General features: G+C 66.3%; 19 protein-coding genes and 1 tRNA gene. 18 read left to right on the top strand and 2 right to left on the bottom strand.

Going from position 1 to position 25,957, the window contains the following annotated elements; genetic code table 11:
* Together IP86_RS18465 and lipB are read right to left on the bottom strand one after the other, a co-directional pair.
* Nucleotides 1–2,581 (bottom strand): EAL domain-containing protein (locus tag IP86_RS18465; protein WP_054163887.1); only part of this gene is annotated, 2,581 nt, incomplete at its 3' end.
* A gap of 257 nt (nt 2,582–2,838) precedes the next feature.
* Nucleotides 2,839–3,582 (bottom strand): lipoyl(octanoyl) transferase LipB, encoded by a 744-nt coding sequence (gene lipB, locus IP86_RS18460; protein WP_054163886.1) that lies wholly within the window; start codon nt 3,580–3,582, stop codon nt 2,839–2,841.
* A gap of 64 nt (nt 3,583–3,646) precedes the next feature.
* Between lipB and IP86_RS18455 the strand changes: the two genes are divergently transcribed.
* The 18 genes from IP86_RS18455 (at nt 3,647) to fdhF (ending at nt 25,904) form a co-directional block, all read left to right on the top strand.
* Nucleotides 3,647–3,889, top strand: a complete 243-nt coding sequence (locus IP86_RS18455) for a FliM/FliN family flagellar motor switch protein (protein ID WP_011503482.1) — start codon at nt 3,647–3,649, stop codon at nt 3,887–3,889.
* A 78-nt stretch (nt 3,890–3,967) separates the two neighbouring features.
* Nucleotides 3,968–4,052: transfer RNA gene (locus tag IP86_RS18450), tRNA-Leu, on the top strand.
* 412 nt (nt 4,053–4,464) lie between these two features.
* Nucleotides 4,465–5,433: a helix-turn-helix transcriptional regulator gene (locus tag IP86_RS18445; protein ID WP_054163885.1), complete on the top strand. Its 969-nt coding sequence runs from the start codon at nt 4,465–4,467 to the stop codon at nt 5,431–5,433.
* Between the two features lie 455 nt (nt 5,434–5,888).
* Nucleotides 5,889–6,674, top strand: a complete 786-nt coding sequence (locus tag IP86_RS18440) for an ABC transporter permease (RefSeq protein WP_054163884.1) — start codon at nt 5,889–5,891, stop codon at nt 6,672–6,674.
* A 37-nt stretch (nt 6,675–6,711) separates the two neighbouring features.
* The gene (locus IP86_RS18435; protein ID WP_054163895.1) at nt 6,712–7,707 is read left to right on the top strand and encodes an ABC transporter substrate-binding protein; all 996 of its coding nucleotides are present in this window, start codon (nt 6,712–6,714) and stop codon (nt 7,705–7,707) included.
* Nucleotides 7,704–8,534 carry an ABC transporter ATP-binding protein gene (locus tag IP86_RS18430; RefSeq protein WP_054163883.1) on the top strand — a complete coding sequence of 277 codons (831 nt, stop codon included), beginning with the start codon at nt 7,704–7,706 and terminating at the stop codon, nt 8,532–8,534. Before IP86_RS18435 ends, IP86_RS18430 begins: the two co-directional genes overlap by 4 nt.
* Nucleotides 8,535–8,594: 60 nt before the next feature.
* Nucleotides 8,595–10,268 carry a carbon-nitrogen hydrolase family protein gene (locus IP86_RS18425; protein WP_054163882.1) on the top strand — a complete coding sequence of 558 codons (1,674 nt, stop codon included), beginning with the start codon at nt 8,595–8,597 and terminating at the stop codon, nt 10,266–10,268.
* A 78-nt stretch (nt 10,269–10,346) separates the two neighbouring features.
* Nucleotides 10,347–11,288 carry a LysR family transcriptional regulator gene (locus tag IP86_RS18420; protein ID WP_054163894.1) on the top strand — a complete coding sequence of 314 codons (942 nt, stop codon included), beginning with the start codon at nt 10,347–10,349 and terminating at the stop codon, nt 11,286–11,288.
* A 169-nt stretch (nt 11,289–11,457) separates the two neighbouring features.
* The gene (locus IP86_RS18415) at nt 11,458–12,720 is read left to right on the top strand and encodes an ABC transporter substrate-binding protein (protein WP_054163881.1); all 1,263 of its coding nucleotides are present in this window, start codon (nt 11,458–11,460) and stop codon (nt 12,718–12,720) included.
* 20 nt (nt 12,721–12,740) lie between these two features.
* Nucleotides 12,741–13,463 carry an ABC transporter ATP-binding protein gene (locus tag IP86_RS18410; protein WP_054163880.1) on the top strand — a complete coding sequence of 241 codons (723 nt, stop codon included), beginning with the start codon at nt 12,741–12,743 and terminating at the stop codon, nt 13,461–13,463.
* Nucleotides 13,460–14,161 carry an ABC transporter ATP-binding protein gene (locus tag IP86_RS18405; protein ID WP_054163879.1) on the top strand — a complete coding sequence of 234 codons (702 nt, stop codon included), beginning with the start codon at nt 13,460–13,462 and terminating at the stop codon, nt 14,159–14,161. Before IP86_RS18410 ends, IP86_RS18405 begins: the two co-directional genes overlap by 4 nt.
* Nucleotides 14,161–15,087: a branched-chain amino acid ABC transporter permease gene (locus tag IP86_RS18400; RefSeq protein ID WP_054163878.1), complete on the top strand. Its 927-nt coding sequence runs from the start codon at nt 14,161–14,163 to the stop codon at nt 15,085–15,087. The genes IP86_RS18405 and IP86_RS18400 overlap by 1 nt, the downstream gene beginning before the upstream one ends.
* 3 nt (nt 15,088–15,090) lie before the next feature.
* Nucleotides 15,091–16,623, top strand: a complete 1,533-nt coding sequence (locus tag IP86_RS18395) for a branched-chain amino acid ABC transporter permease (protein ID WP_082364081.1) — start codon at nt 15,091–15,093, stop codon at nt 16,621–16,623.
* A 10-nt stretch (nt 16,624–16,633) separates the two neighbouring features.
* Complete coding sequence (locus IP86_RS18390; RefSeq protein WP_054163877.1) at nt 16,634–18,949, top strand: N,N-dimethylformamidase beta subunit family domain-containing protein; 2,316 nt, start codon at nt 16,634–16,636, stop codon at nt 18,947–18,949.
* A gap of 22 nt (nt 18,950–18,971) precedes the next feature.
* The gene (locus IP86_RS18385; RefSeq protein ID WP_054163876.1) at nt 18,972–20,414 is read left to right on the top strand and encodes an APC family permease; all 1,443 of its coding nucleotides are present in this window, start codon (nt 18,972–18,974) and stop codon (nt 20,412–20,414) included.
* Nucleotides 20,415–20,644: 230 nt separating this feature from the next.
* Complete coding sequence (locus IP86_RS18380; protein ID WP_054163875.1) at nt 20,645–21,658, top strand: phosphonate dehydrogenase; 1,014 nt, start codon at nt 20,645–20,647, stop codon at nt 21,656–21,658.
* Nucleotides 21,659–21,684: 26 nt separating this feature from the next.
* A complete protein-coding gene (locus tag IP86_RS18375; RefSeq protein WP_054163874.1) occupies nt 21,685–23,175 on the top strand; it encodes an NADH-ubiquinone oxidoreductase-F iron-sulfur binding region domain-containing protein in 1,491 nt (496 codons plus the stop codon).
* Between the two features lie 32 nt (nt 23,176–23,207).
* Nucleotides 23,208–25,904, top strand: coding sequence for a formate dehydrogenase subunit alpha (fdhF, locus tag IP86_RS18370; RefSeq protein WP_082364083.1), 2,697 nt, complete (start codon nt 23,208–23,210; stop codon nt 25,902–25,904).
* Nucleotides 25,905–25,957: the final 53 nt, after the last annotated feature.

The raw sequence follows: 25,957 nt of genomic DNA, 5'->3' as shown, positions 1-25,957 counted from the left end.
CGGGCGCCGCGGCCCGGCCGAGCCGCCGCGCCAGAGCGCTGGCGCGCTGCGCCGTATAGTCGAGCAGCCAGTGCTCCAGTTCGCAGGGCCGCAGCGCCGGCGCATAGAGAAAGCCCTGGACCACGTCGCAGCCGAGCTCGGTGAGCAATGCGAGCTGGCCCTCGGTCTCGACGCCCTCGGCGATCACCGTCAGCCGCAGGCTCTGGCCGACCCGCACCACGGTGGTGACGATCGCGAGCGTGCTGGCGTTGGTCTCGATATCGCGCATGAAGCCGCGGTCGATCTTGAGTTCGCGGATCGGCAGTTGCGCCAAACGGCTGAGGCTGGAATAGCCGGTGCCGAAATCGTCGAGCGACAGGCCGACGCCGAGCGCCCGCAGCACGTTCATCGTCGCCAGCGCGCCCGAGCGTTCGTTCTCCACGACGCCCTCGGTGACCTCGAGCATCAGCACGTCGGGCGGCAGCCCGTGCTCGGCGAGGCTGTCGGCCACCACGGAGGGCAGGTTCGCGTTCTGGAAATTGATCGGCGACAGATTCACGGAGATGCAGGGAATATCCAGCCCCTGATTGCGCCACAGCAGCATCTGCCGGCAGGCCGCGCGGATCGACCACAGCGCGATCTGTTCGATCAGTCCGCAATCCTCGGCGAGGGGGATGAATTTGGACGGGGAGATCTCGCCCAGCAGCGGATCGCACCAGCGCGCCAGCGCCTCGACGCCGTGGATGGCGCCGTCGGCGGTGCTGATCTGCGGCTGATAGCGCAGCTCAAGTCCATCCTGCGCGACGGCGCGACGCAGCGCCGCCGTATAGGCCATCCGCTCCTCGGCCAGGCCGTTCATCTCGGCGCTGAAGAACCGGTAGGTCGACCGGCCGGCGCGCTTGGCCTGGTACATCGCGGTGTCGGCCTGCCGGATCAGCGTGTCGAGATCGGTGGCGTTGTCGGGATACAGGCTGATGCCGATGCTTGCCGACATCGGCACCTGCCGGGTGCCGATCCGAAGCGGCATCGTCAAGGCTTCGGAGAGACGCTCGGCGATCCGTCCGGCCGCGGCCGCGTCGCGGTTGGGCATCACGACGACGAACTCGTCGCCGCCGAGCCGGCCGAGCATGTCGCCGGGCTGCACCTGATCGCGCAGGCGCGTCGCGAACTCGACCAGGAATTCATCGCCGGCCGAATGGCCCAGCGTGTCGTTGACGTCCTTGAAATTATCGACGTCGAGAAACGCCAGCGCGACGTGCTGGTCGGCCGCGCAGGCCTCGGTCGCCTCGGCGATCAGGTCGCGCAGCCGCGCCCGGTTGGGCAGGCCCGTCAGCATGTCGTGATAAGCGAGCCTGGCGATCTGCGCGCTGGATTCCTTGCGCTCGATCGCCAGCGCGCCGAGATCGACGCAGGCCTCGATGATGCGCTGATGCCAGCGGCTCGGCGCGCGGGATTCGCGGAAGTAGAAGGCGAAGGTGCCGATCACCCGGCCGTCCTTGGACTTGATCGGCGACGACCAGCAGGCGCGCAGACCGATCGCGAGCGGGCGCGCCTTAAAAGGCTGCCAGCGTGGATCGGTGTCGATGTCGATCGCCAGCACCGGCGTGCCGTAATAGGCGGAGCTGCCGCACGAGCCGACCTCGGGACCGATCGCAACGCCATCCAGCGCCTGCGAGTAGTCCGCCGGCAGGCTCGGTCCGCCGAGCGGGTGAATGAGGCCCGCGGAATCGATGTGGAGCAGGGAGGAGACGACGTCGGGCGCGATCGTCTCGACCTGCCGGCACAGCCGATCGGCGATCTCCGCGATCTCGACCTCGTCGGCCAGCGCGGCCAGCGTCAGTTGCTGCAGCGAGCGGAGCTGTTTGGATTCCGAGATGTCGGTCAGCATGGCGAAGCCGTGCCGGATCTGTCCTCTCGGATTGCGCAGCGCCTTGACCTCGGCCTGCACCCAGATCTCGTCGCCGTTCTTGTCGTAGAGCAGGATCTCCCGCTCGCCGCCATTGTCGTCCCGGCTCCAGGCTTTCACGTTCTCCTGCGCCGCCTGGTCGGTGTAACGGCCGGTGAGCAACTCGCTGGCGTCGCGTCCTTTCGCTTCCTCGGACGAGTAGCCGAACAGCGCGGTGAAGGCCGCGTTGGAGTAGACGATGTTCTGATGGTGGTCGGTGACGACGACCGCGCGGCTGGTGCGGTCGGAGATCGCGGTGAGCAGCGCCATCTCTTCGCGGCGTTCGACTTCGCGGGTGATGTCGCGCACGAACGCGATGGTGCAACCCTCGCAGCCGAACTGCATGTGCGACACCGACATCGTCGCGCGGATATGGCTGCCGTCCTTGCGGCCGATCTCGACCTCGGAGTTGCGGTTGCAGGCCGCTTCGCACGGCGTCCGCGGCGCGTGACCCGGCGCTTTCAGTTCGCCCAGGCCGAGCGAGTCGACGTTGCGCCCCAGCACTTCGGAGCGAGCGACGCCCCAGACCGACTCGGCCGCTTCGTTGAAGTAGCGAACGTGACGTCGGCTGTCGACGATGACGACGGCTTCGCTCGACCGTTCGAGCGCCGCCAGACGGATCGCCGGATCCTCGTTGAAGTCATCGCTACTGCTCATCGTTGGTCCTGGTACCAGGGATATTTACGAGGTTCCGCGAGGAACTCTGCTAAGCTCCAACTACGCGCCGAAAGTGAGCAAAGCGTTGTTAGTTGCCGGGCGCCACCCGGGCGGCCATTCATCCTTAGGAATCCGTTGCCGGATGCACGCGAGATTGCGACAGTCGCGCGCGGTCCGATCGATGGATCGCACCGGTCGCCCTCTGCCGACGCATCGCGAGCGGCGCGGCGCCGCTCTGGCGACGTCGCGCAGGGGCGTCAGGCGGATGCTGCGGCGCGCGCGGCGTCGGTCGTCGGACCGAAGATGTCGGTGAAGGCTGCGCGCAGCGCGAGGTCGACGTCGGGCATCGTCACCGGCAGGCCGAGATCGACCAGGCTGGTGACGCCGTAGCGCGGATCGCTGATGCCGCACGGCACGATCGCCTGAAAGTGGGAGAGGTCGGGCTCGACATTGATGGCGATGCCGTGCAGCGACACCCAGCGCTTCAGCCGGACGCCGATCGCCGCGATCTTGTCCTCGAAGCCGGCCCCCTTGTCGGGGCGGGCGACCCAGACGCCGACGCGGTCCTCGCGCCGCTCGCCGCGGACGTTGAAGGCATCCAGCGTGGCCATGATCCATTGCTCCAGCGCCGCCACATAGGCGCGCACGTCCGGCCGCCTGCGTTTGAGGTCGAGCATCACATAGGCCACCCGCTGGCCGGGGCCGTGATAGGTGAGCTGGCCGCCGCGGCCGGTGGCGAACAGCGGGAAGCGCGGATCGAGCAGGTCGGTGGCCTGGCCGCTGGTGCCGGAGGTGTAGAGCGGCGGGTGCTCGAGCAGCCAGACCAGCTCGGGCGATTCGCCGGCGGCGATCGCAGCGGCCCGCGATTCCATCGCCGCCACCGCCTCCGGATAGGGAATCGGGGCGTCCGAGATCAGCCATTCGGCCGGCGGGCTGCCGGCGCGCGGCGCAAACCCGGCCAGATTCAGCGTCTGGCGGGCGTTAACGGGGTCGTTAATCATTGGATAACCATAACATGGTCAGGTTCGCACACATTCGTTCCACAGCCTGCCAGTCCGGGTTCCAGTGCCAACACTCGATAAAGTCTCGGTCGACCTCATGGTGGTGCTCGGCACCACTTCGATGCCGATTCACCAAGTGCTTCGGCTGAGCCGCGGCGCCATCATCGAACTGGACGCCACCGAGGCCGACGAGGTCAAGATCCTCGCCAACAACATGCCGATCGCCAGCGGCGTGGTGCTGGTGGATCGCAACCGGATCGCCGTCGAGGTCAAACAAATGTTGACGCGGTCGCCTGATCGCCGATGACGGTCTTGTACCCCCATCATTGATTTGTTAAATGGGCGCCGTCGATCCGGTCGGGCGCTCAGCCCAGACTGATCCCAAGCGCTCGTGGCGGAATTGGTAGACGCGCTGCCTTGAGGTGGCAGTGAGTAAAATCGTGGGGGTTCGAGTCCCTCCGAGCGCACCACGGACTTTACCTTGGTTCGTGCGGGCAGCCCGAGAGCTTCCCCGAACTTCTGAAAGCACCCGAAAAACTGGCATTTTCGCACCATTGGCCGTGGGCAGCGGTCATGCGCGCGTTGGCGCGCCAATGATCGCCCGTGCCCCGCCGGGATGGTCGAGAGGCCCTTTGCCGGGGCCCGCCGTCGCGATGATGTCCGAATCGACAGCGCGGGAGGACGAATCGCATCGGCGAGCGGCGTCGGTCGCTCCGCGACGGTCGCGACATCGGCTCGCAAATCGCTGGACGTCGTTCCGTCCGCGGCGCAAGCTGGCGGAAAATGTCAAGTTGCCAAATCGTCATGGCACTAAAGTTGCATTAGTTGCACGGGTCTCGAACGAGCGGGCCGGGCAGCCGCCCGTTCTTCCTGGGAGCAGCGATGGGTGCAGTCACCGACGTCAGCGCCTTCAGCGATTTCGTGCTGCGGCTTCACGAGCGCAGCCGGAGCGAAGACCCGGCCGCGTTGCTGCATTGGAGTATCGCGGAGCTCGCGGACATCCTGCACGCCGATTGCGGCTGGGCCGGCTGGGCCGATCTGTGGAACGGCAACGATGTCGAGGTCTGTGGCGCCGTCGCTTACGGCCTGCCCGACGATTTCCAAAGCTTCTGGGACGGCATCCGCCGCGAGGATCTGCTCGCCCGCGATGTGATCGCGACCGGCAGTGCACACGCCTGCTACGATCGCCAGGGCAGGCGCCACACCGACGGCATGATCGCGCTGTCGGACCGCTACAACATCCGCAAGATGACGGTGGTCTGCGAGCTGCGCGCCGACGGCGAGCCGTCGCTGTTCATGTCGTTCTATCGCGGTGACCGCGGCGCGCGGCCGCTCGACGATGCGGAGACGCGGTTCGTGCGCTGCGCGATCGATCATCTGGCGCGATTGTCGGCACGACGCTGCGAGGCGGACAGCGGCCGCGCCGCGCTGCTGGTGAACGACGAAGGTCGGATCGTGTTCGCCCCGCCGGAGTCGCTGCGCTTCCTGCGCGAACGCTGGCCCGACGCGCGCGCCAACTATCTGCCGTTCGCCTTCACGTCGCCGTCCGCGGAGCCGACGCGCAGCGTCACCGACGGCGTCGTGGTGCAGAGCCGCCGGCTCGGCGGTTACTTCAGCCGGCCGTTCCACCTGGTCAATCTGCGGCCGGCAGCGGCGTTCGACACGCTGACGCCGCGCGAGCGGCAGGTCGCCGACGAGATCGCCAAGGGGCTCACGCACAAGGAGATCGCCCGGCTGCTGGCGATGTCGCCCAACACCGTGCGCAATCACACCCAGACCATCTTGGGCAAACTCGGACTCAGCAACCGCGCCATGCTGGCCTCGATGGCGACGAGCTCCGCGACCAGCTAGCAGGCGTCGTCGCTGGATCGAAGCCGCAGGGCTGCTCGGGCGCCGTCATGCCGAGTGTCGGGCCGAGAATTCAATCCGTGAAATGAGGCCGTGAACGTCGTCATGGCGAGGGACGAAGCGACGAAGCAATCCAGGAAAGAACCGGTTTGCGGCCTCTGGATTGCTTCGCTTCGCTCGCAACGGCGGAGCTGACGTAGCAAGCTCGCCCGTGTCACGCCCCGCCGTTTGGAGCACCTGCGTCCGCGCCGCGTCGCGTGAACGTCGCCCTCTGCAGCAAATCTGCGCGCATTGCTCACGAATTGGTCTTTGTATGATTACCAATTGATCGGGGCGCGGCAGCATTTCAATATGCAGGTTTGCACATTGTGTTGCACAATTGGGCGTTTTCACCCGGCAACAATGCGCGATGATGAGCGCACGAACTTGCTGCCGATTAGTACGGACATCGAAGCGCCATGCGGAATCCGATCTCGCAACTCACCACCAAGCGGCTGCGCCACGCGGGCGAACTCGCGTTCGGGCCGATCGCGCTGTTCGTGGTGTGGTGGCTCGCGGCGCGCGGCGGCTGGGTCAACAAGGATCTGCTGCCGCTGCCGACCGACACGCTGCGCGACACCGCGATCAATCTGTGGTCGGGCAGCATGAGCAAGGACATCGCGCACACGATGGTACGCGTCGGCTATTCGATCGCCATCGCGATCGTCGCCGGCGTGCCGATCGGCATCGTGCTCGGCGCCAAGGCGGCGGTGTATCGCTCGGTCGAGTTCATCGTCGACTTCTTCCGCTCGACGCCGGCGACCGCGATGTTTCCGCTGTTTTTGCTGCTGTTCGGGCTCGGCGATCTCGCCAAGATCGCAGTGGCGGCGTTCGCCGCCTGGCTGGTGATCGTGTTCAACGTCGCCTACGGCGTGATGAATGCGCGGCAGACGCGGGTGCTGGCCGCGCGCTCGATGGGCGCCTCGTCGCTACGCATCTTCCGCGACGTGATCTTCTTCGAGACGCTGCCGCAGACCTTCGTCGGCCTGCGCACCGCGGTGTCGCTGGCGCTGGTGGTGATCATCGTCGCCGAGATGTTCATCGGCGCCACCGACGGCATGGGCCACCGCATCATCGACGCGCAGATCTCGTACTCGCTGACCGACATGTACGGCTCGATCCTGATCGCCGGCGCGCTCGGCTACGGGCTGAACCTGGTGCTGCTGTTTCTCGAACGCTCGCTGATTCACTGGTCCGGCAAATAAGCCGCGCCGCTTGCCGTCACTCGAAGGAGACCTCGCGATGAAGACATCCGTTCTGTGCGCCGCTGCTATCGCCGCCGCCGTATCGGCGACGTCCGGCCAGGCCTCGGCCGCCTGCGCCAAGATGGACAAGGTGTCGGCAGCGTGGCTGCCGATCATGCAGACCACCGCGTACTACGTGGCGCTCGATCAGAAGCTGTTCGAGAAGGCATGCATCGAGATCGACTCCGCCAAGATGGAATCGCCGAACCAGATCATCGACGCGCTGATCGCCGGCCGCGCCGATTTCGGCCCGCCCGGCGCGGCGGCCGGCATCGCGATGATCGCGGAGGCGAAGTTTCCCGGCAAGCTGAAGATCTTCGGGCTGCAGGGCGGCGGCATCAAGGTCGACCGCATCAATGACGGGCTGATCGTCAAGCCGGACAGCGAGATCAAGAGCTTCGCGGATCTGAAGGGCAAGACGCTCGGCCATGTGCCGGGCATCCAGTGGCGGACGATCTCGCGCCACATGGTCAAGGCCGCCGGCCTCGATCCGGACAAGGACGTCAAGCTGGTCGATCTCGCGGTCGCCATGCAGGTCCCGGCGGTGGTCGGCGGCACGGTCGATGCGACGCTGTCGCTGGAGCCGGTCGGCTCAATCGCGGTGGCGTCCGGCAAGGCCAAGCGCGCGATGACCAACCCGGTCGCCAGCGTGATCGCCGATCCATTCTATTCGGGCGCGTCGGTGATGACCACGAAGTTCCTGACCGAGCGGCCCGACGTCGCTCGCCGCGTCGTCGCGGTGATCGATCAGGCGACCGATCTGGTGAACGCCGACTTCGCCAAGTACAAGGCCGTGCTGCCGGCCTACACGCCGATGAAGGCCGACCAGCTCGATCTGGTGGCGCAGCCTTATCTGCGCGGCTTCAAGGATCTGAGCGACACCGACATCAAGTCGTACCAGGCGCTGGTCGATGTCTTTATCAGCGAAGGTGTGGTGCAGGGGCCGATCAACGTCCGCGACAAGATGCTGACCAAGGCGGACCTCGGCGAATGAGCGCCCGCAGTGTCGTCCAGTTGCGGCCGGAGCCGATGACCGAACCTGCACCAGCCGCCGCCAAGTCCGCACGGCAGCGGAAGATGACGATCCGCGGCCTGCGCAAGACCTTCAACGATGCCGTCGTCTATGACGGCTTCGATCTGGATCTGCCGCTCGGCCAGTTCATCTCGGTGTTCGGACCCAACGGCTGCGGCAAGAGCACGCTGATCAACATGATCTCGGGCCTCATGCCGATGGACGCCGGCGAGGTGCTGTACGACGGCCAGCGCATCAGCGAAACGCGAATCTCTTACGTGTTCCAGAATTATCGCGAGGCGCTGTTTCCCTGGGTGAAGGCGATCGACAATATCCATTACCCGCTGAAGGTGATGGGCGTGCCGCGCGCCGAGCGCAAGCGCCGGATCGAGAAGCTGCTGGCGGAGTTCGAGATCCGCATCGACCTCAACGCCTATCCGTACACGCTGTCGGGCGGGCAGCAGCAGACGGTGTCGATCCTGCGCGCGCTGGTGACCGAGCCGGAGGTGCTGTTTCTCGACGAGCCGTTCTCGGCGCTCGACTACGAGATGACGATGTCGATGCGCGAGCAGCTGCAGAAGATCTTCATGAAGACGAAGACCACGATGCTGCTGGTGTCACACGATCTCGACGAGGCGATCGAGCAGGCCGACAAACTGGTGTTGCTGACGCGGCGGCCGACCCAGGTCGCGGAGATCGTCGAGATCGGCCTGCCGTGGCCTCGTGATCGCGCGGTGACCACCGGCGACGACTTCATGGCGATCAAGCGTCACTGCCTCGATCGCTTCTGGCAGGAAGTGAAGAAATGACGGGCGCCGGCTGAGCCGGGCCTGAAAGATCAGAACCAACTATAAAATCTGGAGACTGACATGACGAAGCGCCGGTTTCGCGCCGCTGCGGTGCAGACACTCGCCAAGTTGGGCGATTTCGACTTCAACATCGCGCTCGCGACGCGTTACGTTGAGGACGCCGTCCGCCAGGGGGCCGAACTGATCGTGTTCCCCGAATGCATGGACACCGGCTATCTCTTCGACTCGCCCGAGCATTGTCGCGAGCTCGCTGAGACGCTGACCGACGGCCCGTTCGTCAAGGCACTGGCGGCGCTGAGCCGCAAGCACGGCGTCTATATCGCCAGCGGCATCACCGAATGGGATCCGGCCAAAGAGAAGATCTTCAACACCGGCGTCATGTTCGACCGCAATGGCGAGGTGGCCTGCCACTATCACAAGCAGTTCCTCGCCACCCACGACCAGAACTGGTTCGCGTTCGGCGAGCGCGGCTGCCCGGTGGTCGATACTGATATCGGCAAAATCGGCCTGTTGATCTGCTTCGACGGTCGCATCCCGGAAATCTTCCGGTCGATGGCGATGCAGGGCGCCGAGGTGATCGTCGACATGGCCAATTTCTTTGCGATGGATCAGGCGGACATGTGGGGGCCGGCGCGCGCTTACGAGAATGGGCTGTGGCTGGTCGCCGCCACCAAGGCCGGCTACGAGCGTTCGATCTACTATCCGGGCGGCAGCATGATCGTCGATCCGAAGGGGCGGGTGCTGTCGAAGGTGCCGTACGACACTCACGGGATGTCGATCGCCACCATCGATCTCGACGAAGCCGCCGACAAGTCGATCTACACCGCCAACGACAAGATCGCCGACCGCCGCCCCGAGACATACGGCATCATGGCGCTGCCGTACGAGGAGACGCCGGTCAACGGCGTCGCCGATCGTCCGCTGATCCCGTCGAAGTCGGTGACCAAGGTCGCTGCCGTTCAGATGCACGTGACGTCGGAATGCAGCGTCGCGGAGGTGCTCGACATGGTCGACCACACCGCCAAGCTCGGCGCCAAGGTGATCGCGCTTCCCGAATACGCCTTCAGCGCGCACTACATCCTGACGCCGGCGGAAGCGGCGGCCGCCGCAGATCAGGCCGCGGCGAACCTTGCGGCGGTGGCCAAGATCGCCGGCCGTTACGGCTGCCTGATCGCCGCGCCGATCGTCGAACGCGCGGCGGCGGGGCTATATGTAACCACGGTGCTGATGGGGCCGGACGGCAAGGAGATCGGGCGCTATCGCAAGACGCATCTCACCGCCGAAGAGCGCAAATGGGCGGTGGCCGGGTTCGACTATCCGGTGTTCGACACGGTGTTCGGCCGCATCGGGGTTATGTCCGGCTATGACGCGGTGTTTCCGGAAACCTCGCGCTGCCTCGCGATCGGCGCGGCCGACATCATCCTGTGGCCGGCGGCGCTGCGCGAGCCGTTCGAACGCGAACTGCTGGCGGTGCCGCGCGCCGAGGACAACCGCGTCGCCGTCGTGCTCGCCAACCGGGTCGACAGCCCGTATCCGGGCGGCAGCGTGGTCATCCCGCCGACCGGCTTCCCGCAGTGGGACATCAACGTCGCGGCGCCGCGGGTGATGAAGCTCGGCGCGGTGATGCCCAAGCATATCGATCTCGCGGTGTGCCGGCAGAAGATGATGATCCCGAAGGTCGACATGTTTGCAAACCGGCTGGTGGAGACGTACGCTCCCATCGTCGCGGCGTAGTCCCGAAGGGTGGCTGTCCGCACACAGACGGAAGGCCGGCGCATCGGCGCCGGCCGTGCCGGGGAGACGGCGGCGGGCGTGGCGAAGACTCAGCGCACCATCAGGTACGACTGGAACGACGTCGTGTATTTTCTCGAGGTGGCGCGGCAGCGCAGCCTGGTCCGCGCCGCCGCCAAGCTGAAGGTCGACCACACCACGGTCAGCCGCCGCGTCCGCGAGCTGGAGCGCAGCCTCAATTCGACGCTGTTCAAGCGCAGCAAGTCGGGCTTCACCCTGACCGAGATCGGGATGAGGCTGCTGCAATATGCCGAGGGCATGGAAAGCCAGGCGAACTCCATCGTCGAGGCGCTCGGCACCGATACGGCGGATGCCGGCGGCGCGGTGCGGATCGCCGCGATGGAGGGCATCGGCAGCTTCTATCTGACCCGCTGCATCGCCGACTTCAACCGGATCTACCCGTCGATCCAGATCGAGCTGATCACCGATACCCGGCTGCTCGATCTCAGCCGGCGCGAGGCCGACATCTTCGTCAGCTTCTTCCGGCCGCAGGGCAAGCGGCTGTCGATCAAGAAACTCGGCGAGTTCCGGATCTCATTATATGCCACCGACGCGTATTTCGCCCAGCGCAGCCCGCCGACGACGGTGAAGGAGCTCGAAACCCACGCCTTCATCGATTTCATCGAGGACTACATCTACAGCAAGGAAAACCGCTGGCTGTCCGACGTGCTGCGGCCGCCGCACACCATCTTCCGCAGCACCAGCCTGGTGGCGCAGTCGATCGCGGTGGCCGAAGGGCAGGGCATCGCGATGCTGCCGTCTTATGTGGCCTCCGCCAACCCGGCGCTGCGGCCGGTGATGCCCGAGCTGTTCACCACCCGTGATATTTGGCTGTCCGTCCACGAAGACTTGCTCCACATTGCGCGGATCAAGGCGGTGACGACGTATCTCGAGAAGCGGATCGAGGCCGATCGGGCGTTTCTCACCGCGGTGCAGAACAAGCCGGGCCGCAAACGGCGCTGAGCTCACTTCCCTCGTTGCGCGAGGCCGCGTTGCAGCAAACGTCGCCTGATACGTAACAAACAGTTCCGAAGGATTAGCAAGCGCCCCGCCGGGGGATGCATTCGCATCATGGTCAGCCGCGAACGGCGTTGCTTATGATTTGCACCGTCAGTAAAGCGGAGGGCAGCGCATGAGCTCGGGTATCGGACGTCGGGAGTTACTTCTCGGGACAGCCAGCGCGATGCTGGCGGCGCCTTTCATTCGGCCGGCGCAGGCCGCGGACGACATCCTGATCGGCGTGCCGACGGCGCAGTCGTCGCCGGTCGGCGTCGGCGATCACAAGGACTGGCTCAACGGCAGCACGCTGGCGGTCGACGAGATCAACGCCGCCGGCGGCGTCAAGGGTCGCAAGCTCCGGCTCGAAGTCGTCGATATCGACGTGCTGTCGCCGGAGGGCACGGTGAGCGCGTTCCAGGCGCTGAACGGCCGCAAGGTCCACGCCATCACCTCGGCCTTCGTGCTGATCCCGCAGCCGGCGATGGATGCCGCCGCTGCAACCGGCGTGCCGTATCTGCACGGCAATACGGGGCAGGCGTCGCTCGACCTCGTCAAGGGCAACCCGACCAAGTACAAGAACATCTTCCAGATCGACGGGGCCGAGACCTGGTATGGCTACGGCTTCATCCGCTATCTCGACAAGCTGGTCGAGAGCGGCGCCTGGAAGCCGAAGAACAACAAGATCCACATCGTCCAGGAGCAGATCGCCTACACCCAGGTGATCTCCAAGGCGACCCAGCAGGCGATTGCCGAGTCCAAAGGCAAATGGGCCGTCGGCGCGGTCACCGATATCCAATATCCCGTCCAGGATTGGGCGCCGGTGCTGCGCGCGCTGCACGACACCGACGCCGGCGTGCTGTTCATCGATCACTGGGTGGCGGCGGAGCTGGCGGCGTTTGCGCAGCAGTTCTCCGGCGATCCGGTCAAGGGTTCGCTGGTCTATCTGCAATACGGCCCGAGCCAGCCGGAGTTTCTCAGCCTCGCCGGCGGCACCGCCGAAGGCATGGTGTGGGGCACGGTGATCGGCACCCACGCGACCGGCCCGGCCGCCACCTTCCGCACCGCCTACAAGAAGCGGTTCGGCGACAACATGGGCATCGTCTACACCGGCAGCGGCTACGACATGACCAAGATGCTGGCGCAGATCTGGGGGAGCGTCGATCCGAGCAATTTCGACGGCGTCGGCGCGGCGATCCGCAAGGCCAAGTACACCGGCGTGTGCGGCACCTACACGTTCGACCGGCCCGAACAGTGCCCTCTGGTGCATCCGTGGCAGACCGAGGACGCCAATGCCGGCATCAGCCATCTGCTGCTGCAGGTGCAAGACGGCAAGCACACCATCATCGCGCCGGACGGGCTCGCCGAGGCCAAGCTCAAGCCCGCGCCCTGGTTCTGAGCGGGCCGGCGGGCAGGGCGATGATCGAGGGCGCGCGGTTCGGCTGCGAAGGAGTCAGTCTGTCGCTCGGCGGCAGGCAGATCCTCAAGAACGTCGGGCTCGCGGTGCGGGGCGGCGAGATGCTGGGGCTGATCGGGCCGAACGGCGCCGGCAAGACGTCGCTGTTCGAAGTGCTGTCCGGCCGCTACGTGCCGCAGCGCGGCGAGGTGTTTCTCGATCAGCAGCCGCTCGGCAAGCTCGACATCTTCCAGCGCGCCCGCCGCGGCGTGGCGCGGACCTATCAGAGCCCGGTGGTGCCGAACTCGCTGACGGTCGGCGAAGTGTTCCGTGCCGCCCGCAAAGCGTATCGGCCCTATATGTCGGTGCACGACGCCGAATGGGCGGCGCGCCTCGTCGGCCTCGAAGTGTCGTGGTCGCGGCTCGCCGGCACGCTCGACACCTTCGATCGCCGCAAGCTGCTGCTCGCCTGCCTGATGATGCGCCGCCCGCAGGTGCTGCTGATGGACGAACCGGCGTCGGGGCTGATCAACACCGAGATCGCCGAACTCGACCTCCTCCTGCGCAAGCTGGTCGACGAGTATCACATCGCTGTCATCCTGATCGAACACCGGCTCGAACTGCTTGGTGCGATCGCCGACCGCATCGTCGTGCTCGATCTCGGCGCGGTGATCGCCGAGGGCGATCCGGAAACCGTGTTCAAGGACCCCAAGGTGCGTGCCGCCTATTTCGAGGGCGCGGCATGAGTAAGCACCTGCTGAAGATCGAAGGCCTGTCGGCCGGGTACGGGCCGCTGCGCGTGCTGCACGAGATCGACTTCGCGGTGGCCAAGGGCGAGCGGCTCGCCATCGTCGGGCTCAACGGCCACGGCAAGACCACGCTGTTCCGCGCCATCATGCATCTGGTCGGCTGGCAGCGCGGCTCGGTGCGGTTTGAGGAGGCCGAAATTGGCGGCTCGCGCTCGCTCGGCGAGGGGCGGCGCACGCCCGGCATCGTGCGGATGGGGATCGCGATGACGCCGCAGGGCGACGCGATCTTCCCGGGCCTGACTGTGCGCCAGCACCTCGATTGCGGCGCCTACACCAAAGACGCCTGGCACGGCCGCGACGCGCGGGCCGATAAGGTCTTCGACCTGTTTCCGCCGCTGCGCGAACTGCGCGACTCGCTGGTCGGCAAGTTGTCCGGCGGCGAGCGCCGCATGGTGTCGATCGGCCGCGCCCTGATGGCCGACGCCAAGCTGTATCTGATCGACGAACCGTCTCTCGGCCTCGCGCCGAAGATCTCGGAGCGCGTCGTCGATGCGCTGATGAACATTTCGCTCGACGGCAAGGCGATGGTGATCGCCGAGCAGAACGTCGAACTCCTGTCGGGCAAGGTCGATCGCATGATCGGCATGCACGCCGGCCGCCTGCGCGGCGAAGTCGGCCACGTGGATCTCGTCTGATGGATGCTGGGCTGGTTCTGTATGCGCTGTATCTCGGGGCGATCTACGGCCTGATGGCGATCGGCATCTCGCTGCTGTGGTCGAGCGTCGGCATGGTGAACATGGCGCACGGCGCGACCTTCGCCGTGTCCGGTTACGGCGCCTTCCTCGCCGCGCAATGGTTCACGCCGCTGGTCAAGGCGGCGATCACCACCACCGCGTGGTCGAACCCGGCGCTGGCGGTGCTGCTGGCGCTGACCGGCATCGTCGTCGGCGCGCTGTGCGGCGTGGTCATCTATCTGATCGCCTTCCTGCCGATCCACGACAAGCCGAACTTCGCGGTGCGCAGTCTGATCATCACCATGGCGATCAACCTCGCCACCGTGCAGGCGCTGCTGTGGTGGTTCGGGCCGCAGCAGAAGAGTCTGCCCAAGGTGTTCGGCATCGGCCGCACTGATATTCTCGGGATGTCGCTCCGGATCGATCAGATCGTCACCATCCTGACGACGATCGCGGTGCTCGGCCTGACGCTGCTGTGGCTGCGGCGCAGCCGGATGGGGCTCGAGATCCGCGCGGTGATGCAGAACATGGAGGGCGCGGCGCTGTCCGGCATCTCGGCGCGGCGCACCGCGCTGCCGATCATGATGCTGACCGGCGCCTTCGCCGGGCTCGCCGCGGTGCTGCTGTCGCAGACGGTGTTCGTCAGCCCGACCGCCGGCGCGATCCCGCTGGTGAAGGGCCTGACCATCGCGCTGCTCGGCGGCCTCGGCTCGGTGCCGGGCGCGGTGGCCGGCGCGGTGCTGATCGGCTTCGTCGAGGCGATCACCGGCATCGTCCCGTTCCTCGGGCAGCGCTACGTGCTGTTCGTCCAGTTCGCAGTCATCATCGCCGTCCTCGTCGCGCGCCCGCGCGGACTTGGCGGCCTGCTCGACGAAACGCGGGAGTAGGGCGTGGCCGATCAGACGCCGGATCGCACTTATTATCAGGTCGGACGCCGGCCGCACGAACTGACGCTGAAGCCGGCCGGAGCGGCGGCGTGGGAGCGCTGGCGCGTGCCGTTCACCAAGCGGCACTGGCTGGCGTGGCGCGGCCGGATCAACCCGCGTTCGCTGGTGCGCGAGCGCAGCCTCGACGACAAGCGGCCGCTGTGGTGGACGCTCGGCCTCGGCGCGCTGCTGGTGACGACGCCATTCCTCAGCGACCAGGGCATCACGGTGGCGTCGATCTTCTGCATCTATGCGGCGATCAACGTGATCTGGACGCTGATCATCGGCACCGCCGGCATCTTCTCGCTGGCGACGATGGCGGTGGTCGGGCTGTGCGGCTATGCGGCCGCCGCCGCCAACGTCTATCTCGGCGTGCCGTGGCCGCTGCTGATCCCGATCGGCGCGCTGGTCGGGCTCGTCATCGGCGCCATCCTGGCGCTGCCGTCGACCCGGCTCGACGGGCTGTACTACGCGCTGCTGACGCTCGGCGTCGCCGAGATCTGCCGCGTATTCGTGTCGCAGATCAAGGCGCTGGCGCCGTCGAACGGCAGCATCAATCAGGTCGCCTCGTTCATCCCGGCCGACTGGCTGCTGAAGCGACCGGGCCTGTTGCTCGGCTTCGCCGGCGCCTTCGTGCTGCTGCTGTGCGCGCTCTTGGTGTTCCGCCTCGTCAACAGCGAAAGGCTCGGCATCCTGCTGCAGTCGGCGCGCGAGGACGAGGCGTTCTCCGAGGCGGTCGGCATCGACTATCGCCGCGCGCGGCTGTGGGTGTTCATCATCTCGTCGGCGGCGCTGGGCGCGATCGGCGCATTCTACGCGATGTTCTATCGCTCGATCTCGCTCACCGTGTTTTCGCTCGATCAGCTCTTGGTGATGTTCGCCATGATCGTGATCGGCGGGCTCGGCCGCTCCGAAGGCGCGGTGGTCGGCACCGCGATCGTGGTGCTGATCGACAAGGGGCTGATCGACCTCGGGCCGCTGCGCATCATCCTGATCGCCGCCGTGATGGTGCTGGTCGCTACCACCGCGCACAACGGCCTGGTCGGCGTGCGCGGTCAGTTCCGCAGTTTCCGCAACCGCAAGAAGAGCGAGCGCCGCGCGGTGCGGACCGAGAAGGGGGGTGAAGTGATGCCCGAAGAAGCCACCGAGATCGCCGACAAACAGCAGGTCTATTACCGGCTGTTCGACAAGCGCATCCGCGACCAGCTCAAGACCATGATCACGCCGGAGCTGATCGCCGAGCACAAGATGAAGCCGCTCGGCCAGCATTCCGACGCGCTCGACCGCGTGCTGAACTACTTCCGCCGCGCCGACCTGGCGGACAAATACGCCATCATGCGGGTCGGGCCGTTCCGTAGCTGCTCCTACAAGGTGATGGCGTTCTCCGGCCGACCCGGCCATCCGCCGCGCGTGGTCGACGACAAGCTCTACGCCACGCTCGACGAGGTGTACCACGCGGTGTTCCTGCTCCGCGTCAACGATCTGCTCGAAAGCTGAAGGCCCGGCGATGGCGACGAAACGTATCCATGGTTATGCAGACCCGCTGTCGGTGAAGGCCGGCCAGACGGTCTCGTTCATGATCTCGGGCGAGGGCACCGACCACGTCGACGCGCAGCTCGTCCGCTTGCTGCACGGCGACGAAAGCCCGGAGGGGCCCGGCTTCGTCGAGCAGGAGGTCGTCAGCACGATCCCTGCGACGATCGCGGTGAAGCGGCAATTCACGCAGCTCGGCGGCCATGCCGTGGTCGACGACCCGCGGCAGCTGCTGATGCCGACCGGCGATTTCACGCTGTATGCGTTCGTGTATCCGACCAAGCCCGGCATCAAGCGGCAGGCCATCCTGTCGAAATGGGACGTCGTTGCGAGTAAGGGCTACGGCCTCGGCATCAGCGCCGAGGGGAAGCTGGAATTCTGGGTCGGCGACGGCGCGCAGATCGATCACGTCGCGGCCGAGATCCCGCTGGTCGAGCGGGTCTGGTATTTCGTCGCGGCGAGCTACAGCGCCGCAAGCGGCGAGGTGCGGCTGCATCAGGTCGGCGTCGTCAACCGTTACAATTCGCTGACCGGTCCGGTCGTGCCGCGTGACTACGACTCTCACGTCACCGAGACGCTCAAGGTGAAGCCGGCAGATCCGGGCGCCGCGATCCCGTTCCTGTGGGCCGGCGGCAGCGAGGAGAACGACCTGCGCGGCCGCTTCGTCAGCATCCTCTACAACGGCAAGATCGACCGCGCCGGCGTCGCGGGCGCGGTGCTGTCCGATGCCGACATTGCCGAGATCCTGCGCAGCGGAACGCCGCCCGCCGCGGTGCCGTGCATCGCGCATTGGGACACGACCGCTGGCTACACCGACAGCGGCATCGGCGACACCATCGTCGACACCGGCCCGAACGGGCTGCACGCGCAGGGTGTCAATCGCCCGGTGCGCGGCATGACCGGCTGGAACTGGGCCGGCCGCGACGATTGCTATCGGCTCAACCCGTCGCAGTATGGCGGCATCGCATTTCACGACGACGCGCTGACCGACGCCAAATGGCAGCCGACTGTCACGCTGACCATCCCGGATGATCTGAAGAGCGGTGTCTATGCGCTGCGGCTACGCGCCGGGGACGCCGAGGATCACATCCCGTTCTTCGTCGCCGCCGCCAAGCCGAAGGCGCCGCTGGCGGTGCTGATCGCGACGTTCTCGTATCTCGCCTACGCCAACGAGCAGCTCGCGTTCGGCTCGCCGGTCGCGCAGTCGATCGTGGCGCACACGCCGATCCTCAGCGAGGAGGACATCGAGAACTACAAGCTGCAGGAATTCGGCCTGTCGACCTACGACCACCATGGCGACGGCGCCGGCTGCTGCTACACCTCGTGGCGGCGACCGATCATCAACATGCGGCCGAAATTCCGCGCCGGCTCGATCGGGGTGCCATGGGCGCTGCCGGCCGACCTGTCGCTGATCTGGTGGCTCGATCATGCCGGCTATGATTTCGAGGTGCTGACCGATCACGATCTCCACGAAGGCGGCGCCGCCGCGCTGGCGCCGTATCGGACCGTCATCACCTGCACGCATCCGGAATACTATTCCGAAAAGATGCTGGACGGCACCGAGGACTACATGCGCGCCGGTGGCCGGCTGATGTATCTCGGCGGTAACGGCTATTACTGGGTCTGCGGGCTGCGCGAGGACGAGCCGCATTGCATGGAGGTGCGCAAGCTCGACACCGGCTCGCGCGCGTGGCAGGCCGATCCGGGAGAGGGCTATCTCGCCACCACGGGCGAACGCTCCGGCCTGTGGCGCTCGCGCGGCCGGCCGCCGCAGAAGATCGTCGGCGTCGGCTTCACCTCGGAGGGCATGGACGAGTCGCAGCCGTTCGAGCGGATGCCGGACTCGTTCCACCGCCGCGCCGCCTGGATGTTCGAGGGCATCGGGCCGCAGGAGAAGATCGGCGATTTCGGCCTCGGCCTCGGCGGCGCCGCCGGCCTCGAGATCGACCGCTACGACCTCGCGCTCGGTACGCCGCCGCATGCGCTGCTGCTGGCGGCGTCGCACGGCCATTCCGACAACTACCCGCTGGTCTCCGAAGAAGTCGCCTACGCCTTTCCGGGCCGCGGCGGCACGCAGGATCCGCAGGTCCGCGCCGACATCACTTACTTCACCACGGCGAACGACGGCGCCTGCCTGTCGATCGGCTCGATCGCCTGGAGCCAGGCGCTGCCGTGCAAGGGCGGCGACAACAACACCGCGACCTTTATGCGCAACGTGCTCGGCGCATTCCTGACGCCCGGCAAGCTGCCGGGGACGGAGTATTCCGGCGACGAGAAGCTGTGGCGGTGAGTGCTTTGACGGGGAGAGCAGGATGTCGGTGACGACTGGAGGCGAGGCGCGGCAGGATCTGCGCAAGGACGCGGTCGGCGTCGCCCACATCGTGTTCTTCGTGGTCGCGGCGGCGGCACCGCTGACCGCCGTGGTCGGCGCTTCGCCGGCTGCGTTCGCGTTCGGCAACGGCCCGGGCGTGCCGGGAACGTATCTGCTGGTCGGCGTGCTTTACGCCGTCTTCAGCGTCGGCTTCACCGCGATGAACCGCTTCGTCGGCAGCGCCGGCGGGTTCTACGCCTACATCGCCAACGGATTGGGGCGGCCGGCGGGGCTGGCCTGCGCCTTCGTCACGCTGGCAACGTACCTCGCGATCGAGATCGCCGTGGTCGGGCTGTTCGGCTTCTTCGGCAACACCATCATGGTGTCGGCAGGCGGGCCGGAGATTCATTGGTTCGTCTATGCGGTCGTGCTGATGGCGGCCGTCTATATCTGCGGCGCGCGCAACATCGAGTTCAGCGGCCGGGTGCTCGGTTTGTGCATGATCGCCGAGATCGCCATTCTCGGTCTGCTCGGCATCGCGGTGCTGATCGGCGGCGGCGGGCCCGAGGGCGTGTCGCTGAAGCCTTACGGGCCGAGCGCGGTGTTCTCGTCGGGCTTCGGCGTCGCGCTGGTGTTCGTAGTTGCGTCGTTCATCGGCTTCGAGGCCACCGTGATCTTCGGCGAGGAAGCGCGCGATCCGAAGCGCACCATCGCGCGCGCGACCTATTGGGCGGTGGGCATCATCGCGCTGTTCTACGCGTTCGCGAGCTGGACCGTCGCGGTGCATTACGGCCCGTCGCAGATCGCCCAGCAGGCGGCGGATCATGCCTCGACTCTGTATCTCACCGCGGTGCAGGCGCGGCTCGGCGCGGTCGCCGGGATCGTGATGAACGCGCTGCTGATCACCAGCCTGTTCGCCTGCACGCTGTCGTTCCACAACACCATCAACCGCTATCTGTTCGCGCTCGGCCGCGAGGGCATCGCGTCGGGTCACGTCGCGCGCACCCACGACGTGCACCAGTCGCCGTATGTCGCCGGCATCGTCCAGACCGCCGTGCTGTTCGTCGCCACGCTGCTGTTCGTGCTCGCCAAGGCGAGCCCCTACGATGTGGTGTTCGCCTGGATGAGCACCTTCGCCAGTCTCGGCATCCTGATGGTGCAGATCGTGGTGTCGGGCGCGGTGATCACGTTTTTCCGAAACAACCGCCGCGGCATCGGCCTGTGGCCGGCGTTGATCGCACCGGCGCTCAGCGCGCTCGGGCTCGCCGCCTGCCTGGTGACGATGATCGCCAATCTGGCGCTGGTCAGCGGCTCGGAGTCGCTGGCGATCGACGGCCTGCCGGTCGCGCTCGTGCTGATCGGCATCGCCGGCTATCTGTTCGCACTCTGGATCCGCCGTGCCCGGCCGGCGGTGTACGAAAATCTCGGCCGCTCGTTCGGCTAGCCGCGCAAAGCCGCTCACCAGAGGCACCATTCCTCAGGCGTCACTTCCGCGACCGCCCCCTCGAACGGCGGTGGCCATGCTGCCTACTCGCTTTTGAACTCAACAAGACCGGTGCCGGCGGGAGCACCGGATCCACGACTCGGTCGCTGAGGACGCGTCGGCACCCGTCACATGATTGAAAAATATAATCGATATTGGATGATGATCAGATTTTGCTGGTAGGGATCGTCATGAAACCGCGGATTCTCGTCACCAATTGGGTTCACAAGGAGGTCTTGGGGTTTCTTCAGACGTTCGGGGAGGTCGAGGCCAACGTTACCCGCGTGCCGTGGTCCCGCGAGGAGGTTGTGGTCCGCGCGCAGCACTGCGATGCGATGCTCGCCTTTATGACGGACCACGTCGACGAGCCGTTCCTGTCGCGATGCGCGCGCCTGAAGGTGATCGGCTGCGCGCTGAAGGGGGCGGACAACTACGACACTGAAGCTTGTCGCCGCCACGGTGTCGCGCTGAGCATCGTGCCAGACCTGTTGACTGTGCCCACCGCCGAGCTGACGGTCGGACTGATGATCATGCTGGGTCGCCATCTGCTGGAGGGCGATCGACTAGTACGCACCACGCCGTTCAACGGCTGGCGACCGATCCTGTTCGGCAAGGGGCTCGACGGCGCGATGGTCGGCATTCTCGGGATGGGAGCGGTGGGGCAGGCGATCGCTCACCGGCTTCGCGCTTTCCGCTGCCAGATCTCCTACGCGGACGATCGTCCGCTCGCGCCGGCCAAGGAGGACGCCTTGTGCCTGTTGCGGAGCGAGTTGCCGCGACTGCTGGCCGAGTCGGACTATCTGGTGCTGGCTCTGCCGCTGTCGCCGGCTTCGCATCACATCATCGACGCCGATGCGCTGGCGCAGATGAAGTCCGGCGCTTTGCTGATCAATCCGGCGCGCGGCTCGCTCGTCGATGAAGCCGCCGTGGCCGATGCGCTCGAGCGCGGCGGCCTCGGCGGTTACGCGGCAGATGTATTCGAAACCGAGGACTGGGCGCTCCCGGATCGGCCTGCGGCGATCGATGCGCGGCTGCTGAATCATCCGCGCACCGTGCTGACGCCGCATCTCGGCTCGGCCGTCGATACGATCCGGCGCGAGATCGCGATGGCGGCTGCGCGCGACATCCGGCGGTTCTTCGAGGGTCAGCCGCTGCATGGCGGTCTGGTCGGGCGGCAGCCGATCCAACCTGTTGTTCTGGCCTGACGCCAGTCGCGTCGACGAGGATCTCCATGTTGACCGTCACGCCTCCCGCGGCCGCCGACTTGATCGGGCGCCGTGAGCCTCGCCATCGCCTGATCGAGACGATGCACCGCATCGTGGACAGCTGCGGTGCTCTCGACCGGACCGCTCTCGCGCAGATCGCCTTGGACCACGGATTGAAGATCGCCGAGGTGTACGAGGTCGCGTCCTCCTATAAGCGCTTTGCCGAGTCCACAGCCGAGCTGCGCCTCTGCAACGGCCCGGCCTGCCGCATGGCCCAGGCGGAGGGGCTTGTTGATCTCGATGAGGTCGAGAGCACGGCGTGCCTCGGCGGTTGTGATCAGGCGCCGGTCGCGATGGTGAACGGTCAGCGGCGCGTTCGTTTTGCGAGGCAAAGCGACCATCATCGCGCTGCTTCAAGCTATGCGGCGGCCGAGCCGATCGCTCCCGTCTCCGACTTGCCATCCGTGCTCGCCACTCTCGACGAGTCCGCGCTGGGCGGCATGGGCGGGGCACGGTTTCCGGTGTCGCATAAATGGGGGCTGGTCGCTGCGGGGAAAGGCCCGCGCCACGTAGTCGTCAATGCTGATGAGTCCGAACCGGGATCGTTCAAGGATCGCCATCTGCTCGACACCAGCCCGGCGCAGGTGCTGACTGGCGCGCTGGTGGCTGCGCGGGTCGTCGGCGCCGAGGTGATCCACGTGTATCTGCGCAGCCATCACCACGAACTGATGCCTCGGCTTCAGGCGACCGCAGAGGCGCTGGCGTCGGCGTGGCCGGACATCAGCTTCGAATGGCGGCGCTCCGGTGGCTCGTATATTTGCGGCGAAGAGACAACGCTGATCGAATGTCTGGAGGGCAGGGCGGGACGGCCGAAGCACAAGCCGCCATTTCCCGCACAGTCCGGGCTATTCGGGCGGCCGACGCTGATCCACAACGTCGAGACGTATTTCTGGGTCAACGAAATTCTCGCCCGCGGCGCGGCGTGGTTTTGCAGCCACGGCGCTGGTGTGGTGCGTGGCTTGCGTCACTACTCGTTGTCCGGGCGTGTGCGACGTCCCGGCGTTCATGTCGCTCCCTACGGCATCTCGCTGACCGATCTCATCGACAGCTACGGGGGCGGCATGGCCGAGGGGCATGAACTGGCGGCATTTTGTCCGGGGGGCGCCTCGGGCGGCATCCTGCCCGCGTCGCTTGCCGCGCTTCCGCTCGACGATGCGGCCCTCGGTGCGCATGGGGCTGTAGTCGGCGCGGGAGCGGTGATCGTGTTCTCGCAGGCGGACGATCCGGCCGCGATCGTGCGCGATCTGATGGCATTCTTCGCCGAGGAAAGCTGCGGCCAATGCGCGCCCTGTCGTCTCGGCACCTCCGCAGCTGTCGAAGCGCTGCGCGCCGGTGTCGCCGACGATCATGCGGCTGTCGCCGACGTGCTGATGCAGGGCTCGATCTGTGGACTCGGGCAGGGCGCGGGGCGACTGCTGTCGTCATTCGATCGACATTTCCTGCGGGCCGAGCCGTGAGCCAAGCCGTGAGCCAAGCCGTGAGCCGAGCCATGAACCAAGCCCCGACCGATGCGGTGGTGTCCTTCAATCTCGACGGAGAAGCCGTCGAGGCACGGCCGGGCGAGAGGATCATCGACACCGCACTGCGACTCGGGCACTCGATTCCGCATCAATGCTGTCAGCCGATGAGCGATCTGCCGCGGCCCGGCCGCTGCCGCTCCTGCCTGGTCGAAGTCGAAGGCGAGCGCCAGTTCAAGGCGTCGTGCCGTGAATTGCCGCGCGCCGGCCAAAGCATACTGACCGAAAGCCCTCGGCTGACCTCCTACCGGCAGACGCTCGCAGCGCTGCAGCCGGAGGCAATTGCCGTCGCCAAGGACGACAGTCATGCGGCGATCGGGTTCGATCCCGACCAATGCATCGCCTGCGGGCTCTGCGTGACGGCGTGCCGCGATGTGCAGTGCCATGAAGTGATCGGTCTCGCCGGGCGCGGGGCCGATATTCACATCGTGTTTGATTACGAGGCCACGCTCGGCGCCAGCAGTTGCGCGAGCTGCGGACAATGCGTGCAGGCCTGCCCTACCGGCGCGCTCTCCAATCGTGCGTATCGGCCAATCGCGGCTGCGCCGTTGCGCGCGGAGGAACGCGTCACCGAAGCGGTTTGTCCGTATTGCTGCGTGGGGTGCCGGATCGAAGTGCATGCCCGTGACGAACGTGTCGTCGAGATCCGGGCGCTGGACGGACCGACCAACCACTCGCGGCTGTGCGTGAAAGGAAGGTTCGGGCAGGACTTCATCCACCACGCCGATCGGCTGACGACGCCGCTGATCCGTTTGGCTGGGGCGCCCAAGGGCGAGCTCAGCGCCGACTGGCGCGCAAGCTTTCGCGCCGCGAGCTGGGACGAGGCGGCGGATTTTGCAGCGTCCGGATTGCGCCGTGCCCACGCAGCGCACGGGTCGGGCAGCCTCGCGTTCTTCGGCTCGCTGAAGACCTGCAACGAAGACAGCTATCTGTTTCAGAAGCTGGCCCGCGCCGCGTTCGGCACCAACAATGTCGATCATCCCACGCGGCTCTGTCACGCCTCGTCGACCGCGGCGCTGCTCGAAAGCGTCGGCACGGGGGCGCCGTCGTCCCAGATCGGCGAATGCGCCAATGCAGACGTGATCTTCGTGATCGGAGCGAACCCGTCGACTAGCCACCCTGTCGCAGGTTCGCTGCTGCGCAACGCTGTGCGGAACGGTGCCAAGCTGATCGTGGTCGATCCGCGCGGCCAGCCGCTCGATCGGTTCGCCTCCCACGTCGTGCGATTCAAACCGGGTACCGACGTCGTGCTGCTCGGCGCGATGTTGGGCGTCATCATCACGGAGCAACGCTACAACCGCGATTTTATCGCGGCGCGGGTCGACGGGTTCGAGGAGATTGAGCGCATGGCGTCGCAGTTTCCGCTGCCGCTGGCGGCGGCGATCTGCGGCGTGCCGCCCGAACTGATCGCGGAGGTGGCGCGAGTCTATGCCGGCGCATCGGCGGCGATGACGATCTGGGGCATGGGGATGACCCAGCACAGCCACGGCACCGACAACATCCGCTGCCTGATCGCGATGGCGCTGATTTGCGGGCAGGTGGGACGTCCCGGAACCGGCCTGTATCCGATCCGCGGCCACAACAACGCGCAAGGCGCACCGGATTCGGGCATGCTGCCGAACTACTTCCCCGATTATCAGCCGGCGGATGCCGCAGACGTGCGTGAGAAATTTGCCGCGCTGTGGGGCGTTCCGATCTCCGACACGCCGGGCCTCACCATGATCGAAGTCGTCGATGCTGTTCACGCCGGCAGCGTCCGCGCACTGTACGCCCACGGGGCCAATCCGGCGATGTGCATGCCCGGTTCGGGGCACGTCCGTGAAGCGCTGGCGCGGCTCGATCATCTCGTGGTGCAGGACATCTTTCCCACCGAGACGGCCGCTTATGCGGACGTGATCCTTCCCGCAGCGGCTCTGCTCGAAAAGGAAGGCACGCTCACGAATATCGACCGGCGGATCCAGCATACCCGGGCTGCCGTGCGGCCACCTGGAGAAGCCAAGCCCGATTGGTGGATCGTGCAAGAAATTGCGCGGCGCTGCGGACAGCATTGGGACTACGCGGGGCCCGCTGAGATTTTCGACGAGATGCGCAGGTCGATGCCCTCGATCGGCGGGATCACTTGGGATCGGCTTCTGCAGACCGGCGCGGTCCAGTACCCGTGCCGCGCCGAGGGGGATCCGGAAACCGCGCTACTGTTCAGCGAGCGCTTTCACACTACCAATGGCCGCGCCTGCCTGGTGCCGCCAGAGACCGCAGCGCCGGCGTCGATCACGTCGGCCGAATTTCCGTTGGTGATGACGACGGGGCGTTTGCTCGAGCACCATACAGGACCGATGTCACGCCGTGCCGGCGTGCTCAGCGCAATCGAGCCCGACCCGTTCGTCGGCATGAATCCGGTGGACATGGAGCGGCTGTCGCTGCGCTCGGGCGACGCCGTCACGGTCCGTTCGCGCGAGGGAGCGATCGATACTTACGTGCGCGCCGACGACGCGCTGCCGGAGGGCCTGGTATTCGCGCCGTACTGCTTCACCGAAGGTCCGGCCAATGCACTGGTTACTCCGTTGATGGATCCGATCAGTAAGACCGCCGACATGAAAGTCTCGGCGGTGGTCGTGTCGAGGCGTTGCTCGCATCCGTCGCTTCATACGCCGGTCGCACTGACGATCTAGAAAACGGATGGATGTGGCAGGATGATTTAGTAATTAGATCGCTGCCACATCGT

This window comes from Rhodopseudomonas sp. AAP120, assembly GCF_001295845.1.
GTDB lineage: Bacteria > Pseudomonadota > Alphaproteobacteria > Rhizobiales > Xanthobacteraceae > Rhodopseudomonas.
The sequence above is the reverse complement of the archived record's forward strand: the minus strand, read 5'-3'. Positions and strand labels throughout refer to the sequence as shown.

Excerpts from the sequence above, each read along its gene's own strand:
- IP86_RS18390 (WP_054163877.1), top strand. The coding sequence starts at position 16,634 with ATGGCGACGAAACGTATCCATGGTTATGCAGACCCGCTGTCGGTGAAG.
- IP86_RS18440 (WP_054163884.1), top strand. The coding sequence starts at position 5,889 with ATGCGGAATCCGATCTCGCAACTCACCACCAAGCGGCTGCGCCACGCG.
- fdhF (WP_082364083.1), top strand. The coding sequence starts at position 23,208 with ATGAACCAAGCCCCGACCGATGCGGTGGTGTCCTTCAATCTCGACGGA.
- lipB (WP_054163886.1), bottom strand. The coding sequence starts at position 3,582 with ATGATTAACGACCCCGTTAACGCCCGCCAGACGCTGAATCTGGCCGGG.
- IP86_RS18425 (WP_054163882.1), top strand. The coding sequence starts at position 8,595 with ATGACGAAGCGCCGGTTTCGCGCCGCTGCGGTGCAGACACTCGCCAAG.
- IP86_RS18380 (WP_054163875.1), top strand. The coding sequence starts at position 20,645 with ATGAAACCGCGGATTCTCGTCACCAATTGGGTTCACAAGGAGGTCTTG.
- IP86_RS18445 (WP_054163885.1), top strand. The coding sequence starts at position 4,465 with ATGGGTGCAGTCACCGACGTCAGCGCCTTCAGCGATTTCGTGCTGCGG.
- IP86_RS18430 (WP_054163883.1), top strand. The coding sequence starts at position 7,704 with ATGAGCGCCCGCAGTGTCGTCCAGTTGCGGCCGGAGCCGATGACCGAA.
- IP86_RS18435 (WP_054163895.1), top strand. The coding sequence starts at position 6,712 with ATGAAGACATCCGTTCTGTGCGCCGCTGCTATCGCCGCCGCCGTATCG.
- IP86_RS18375 (WP_054163874.1), top strand. The coding sequence starts at position 21,685 with ATGTTGACCGTCACGCCTCCCGCGGCCGCCGACTTGATCGGGCGCCGT.
- IP86_RS18405 (WP_054163879.1), top strand. The coding sequence starts at position 13,460 with ATGAGTAAGCACCTGCTGAAGATCGAAGGCCTGTCGGCCGGGTACGGG.
- IP86_RS18400 (WP_054163878.1), top strand. The coding sequence starts at position 14,161 with ATGGATGCTGGGCTGGTTCTGTATGCGCTGTATCTCGGGGCGATCTAC.
- IP86_RS18415 (WP_054163881.1), top strand. The coding sequence starts at position 11,458 with ATGAGCTCGGGTATCGGACGTCGGGAGTTACTTCTCGGGACAGCCAGC.
- IP86_RS18385 (WP_054163876.1), top strand. The coding sequence starts at position 18,972 with ATGTCGGTGACGACTGGAGGCGAGGCGCGGCAGGATCTGCGCAAGGAC.
- IP86_RS18410 (WP_054163880.1), top strand. The coding sequence starts at position 12,741 with ATGATCGAGGGCGCGCGGTTCGGCTGCGAAGGAGTCAGTCTGTCGCTC.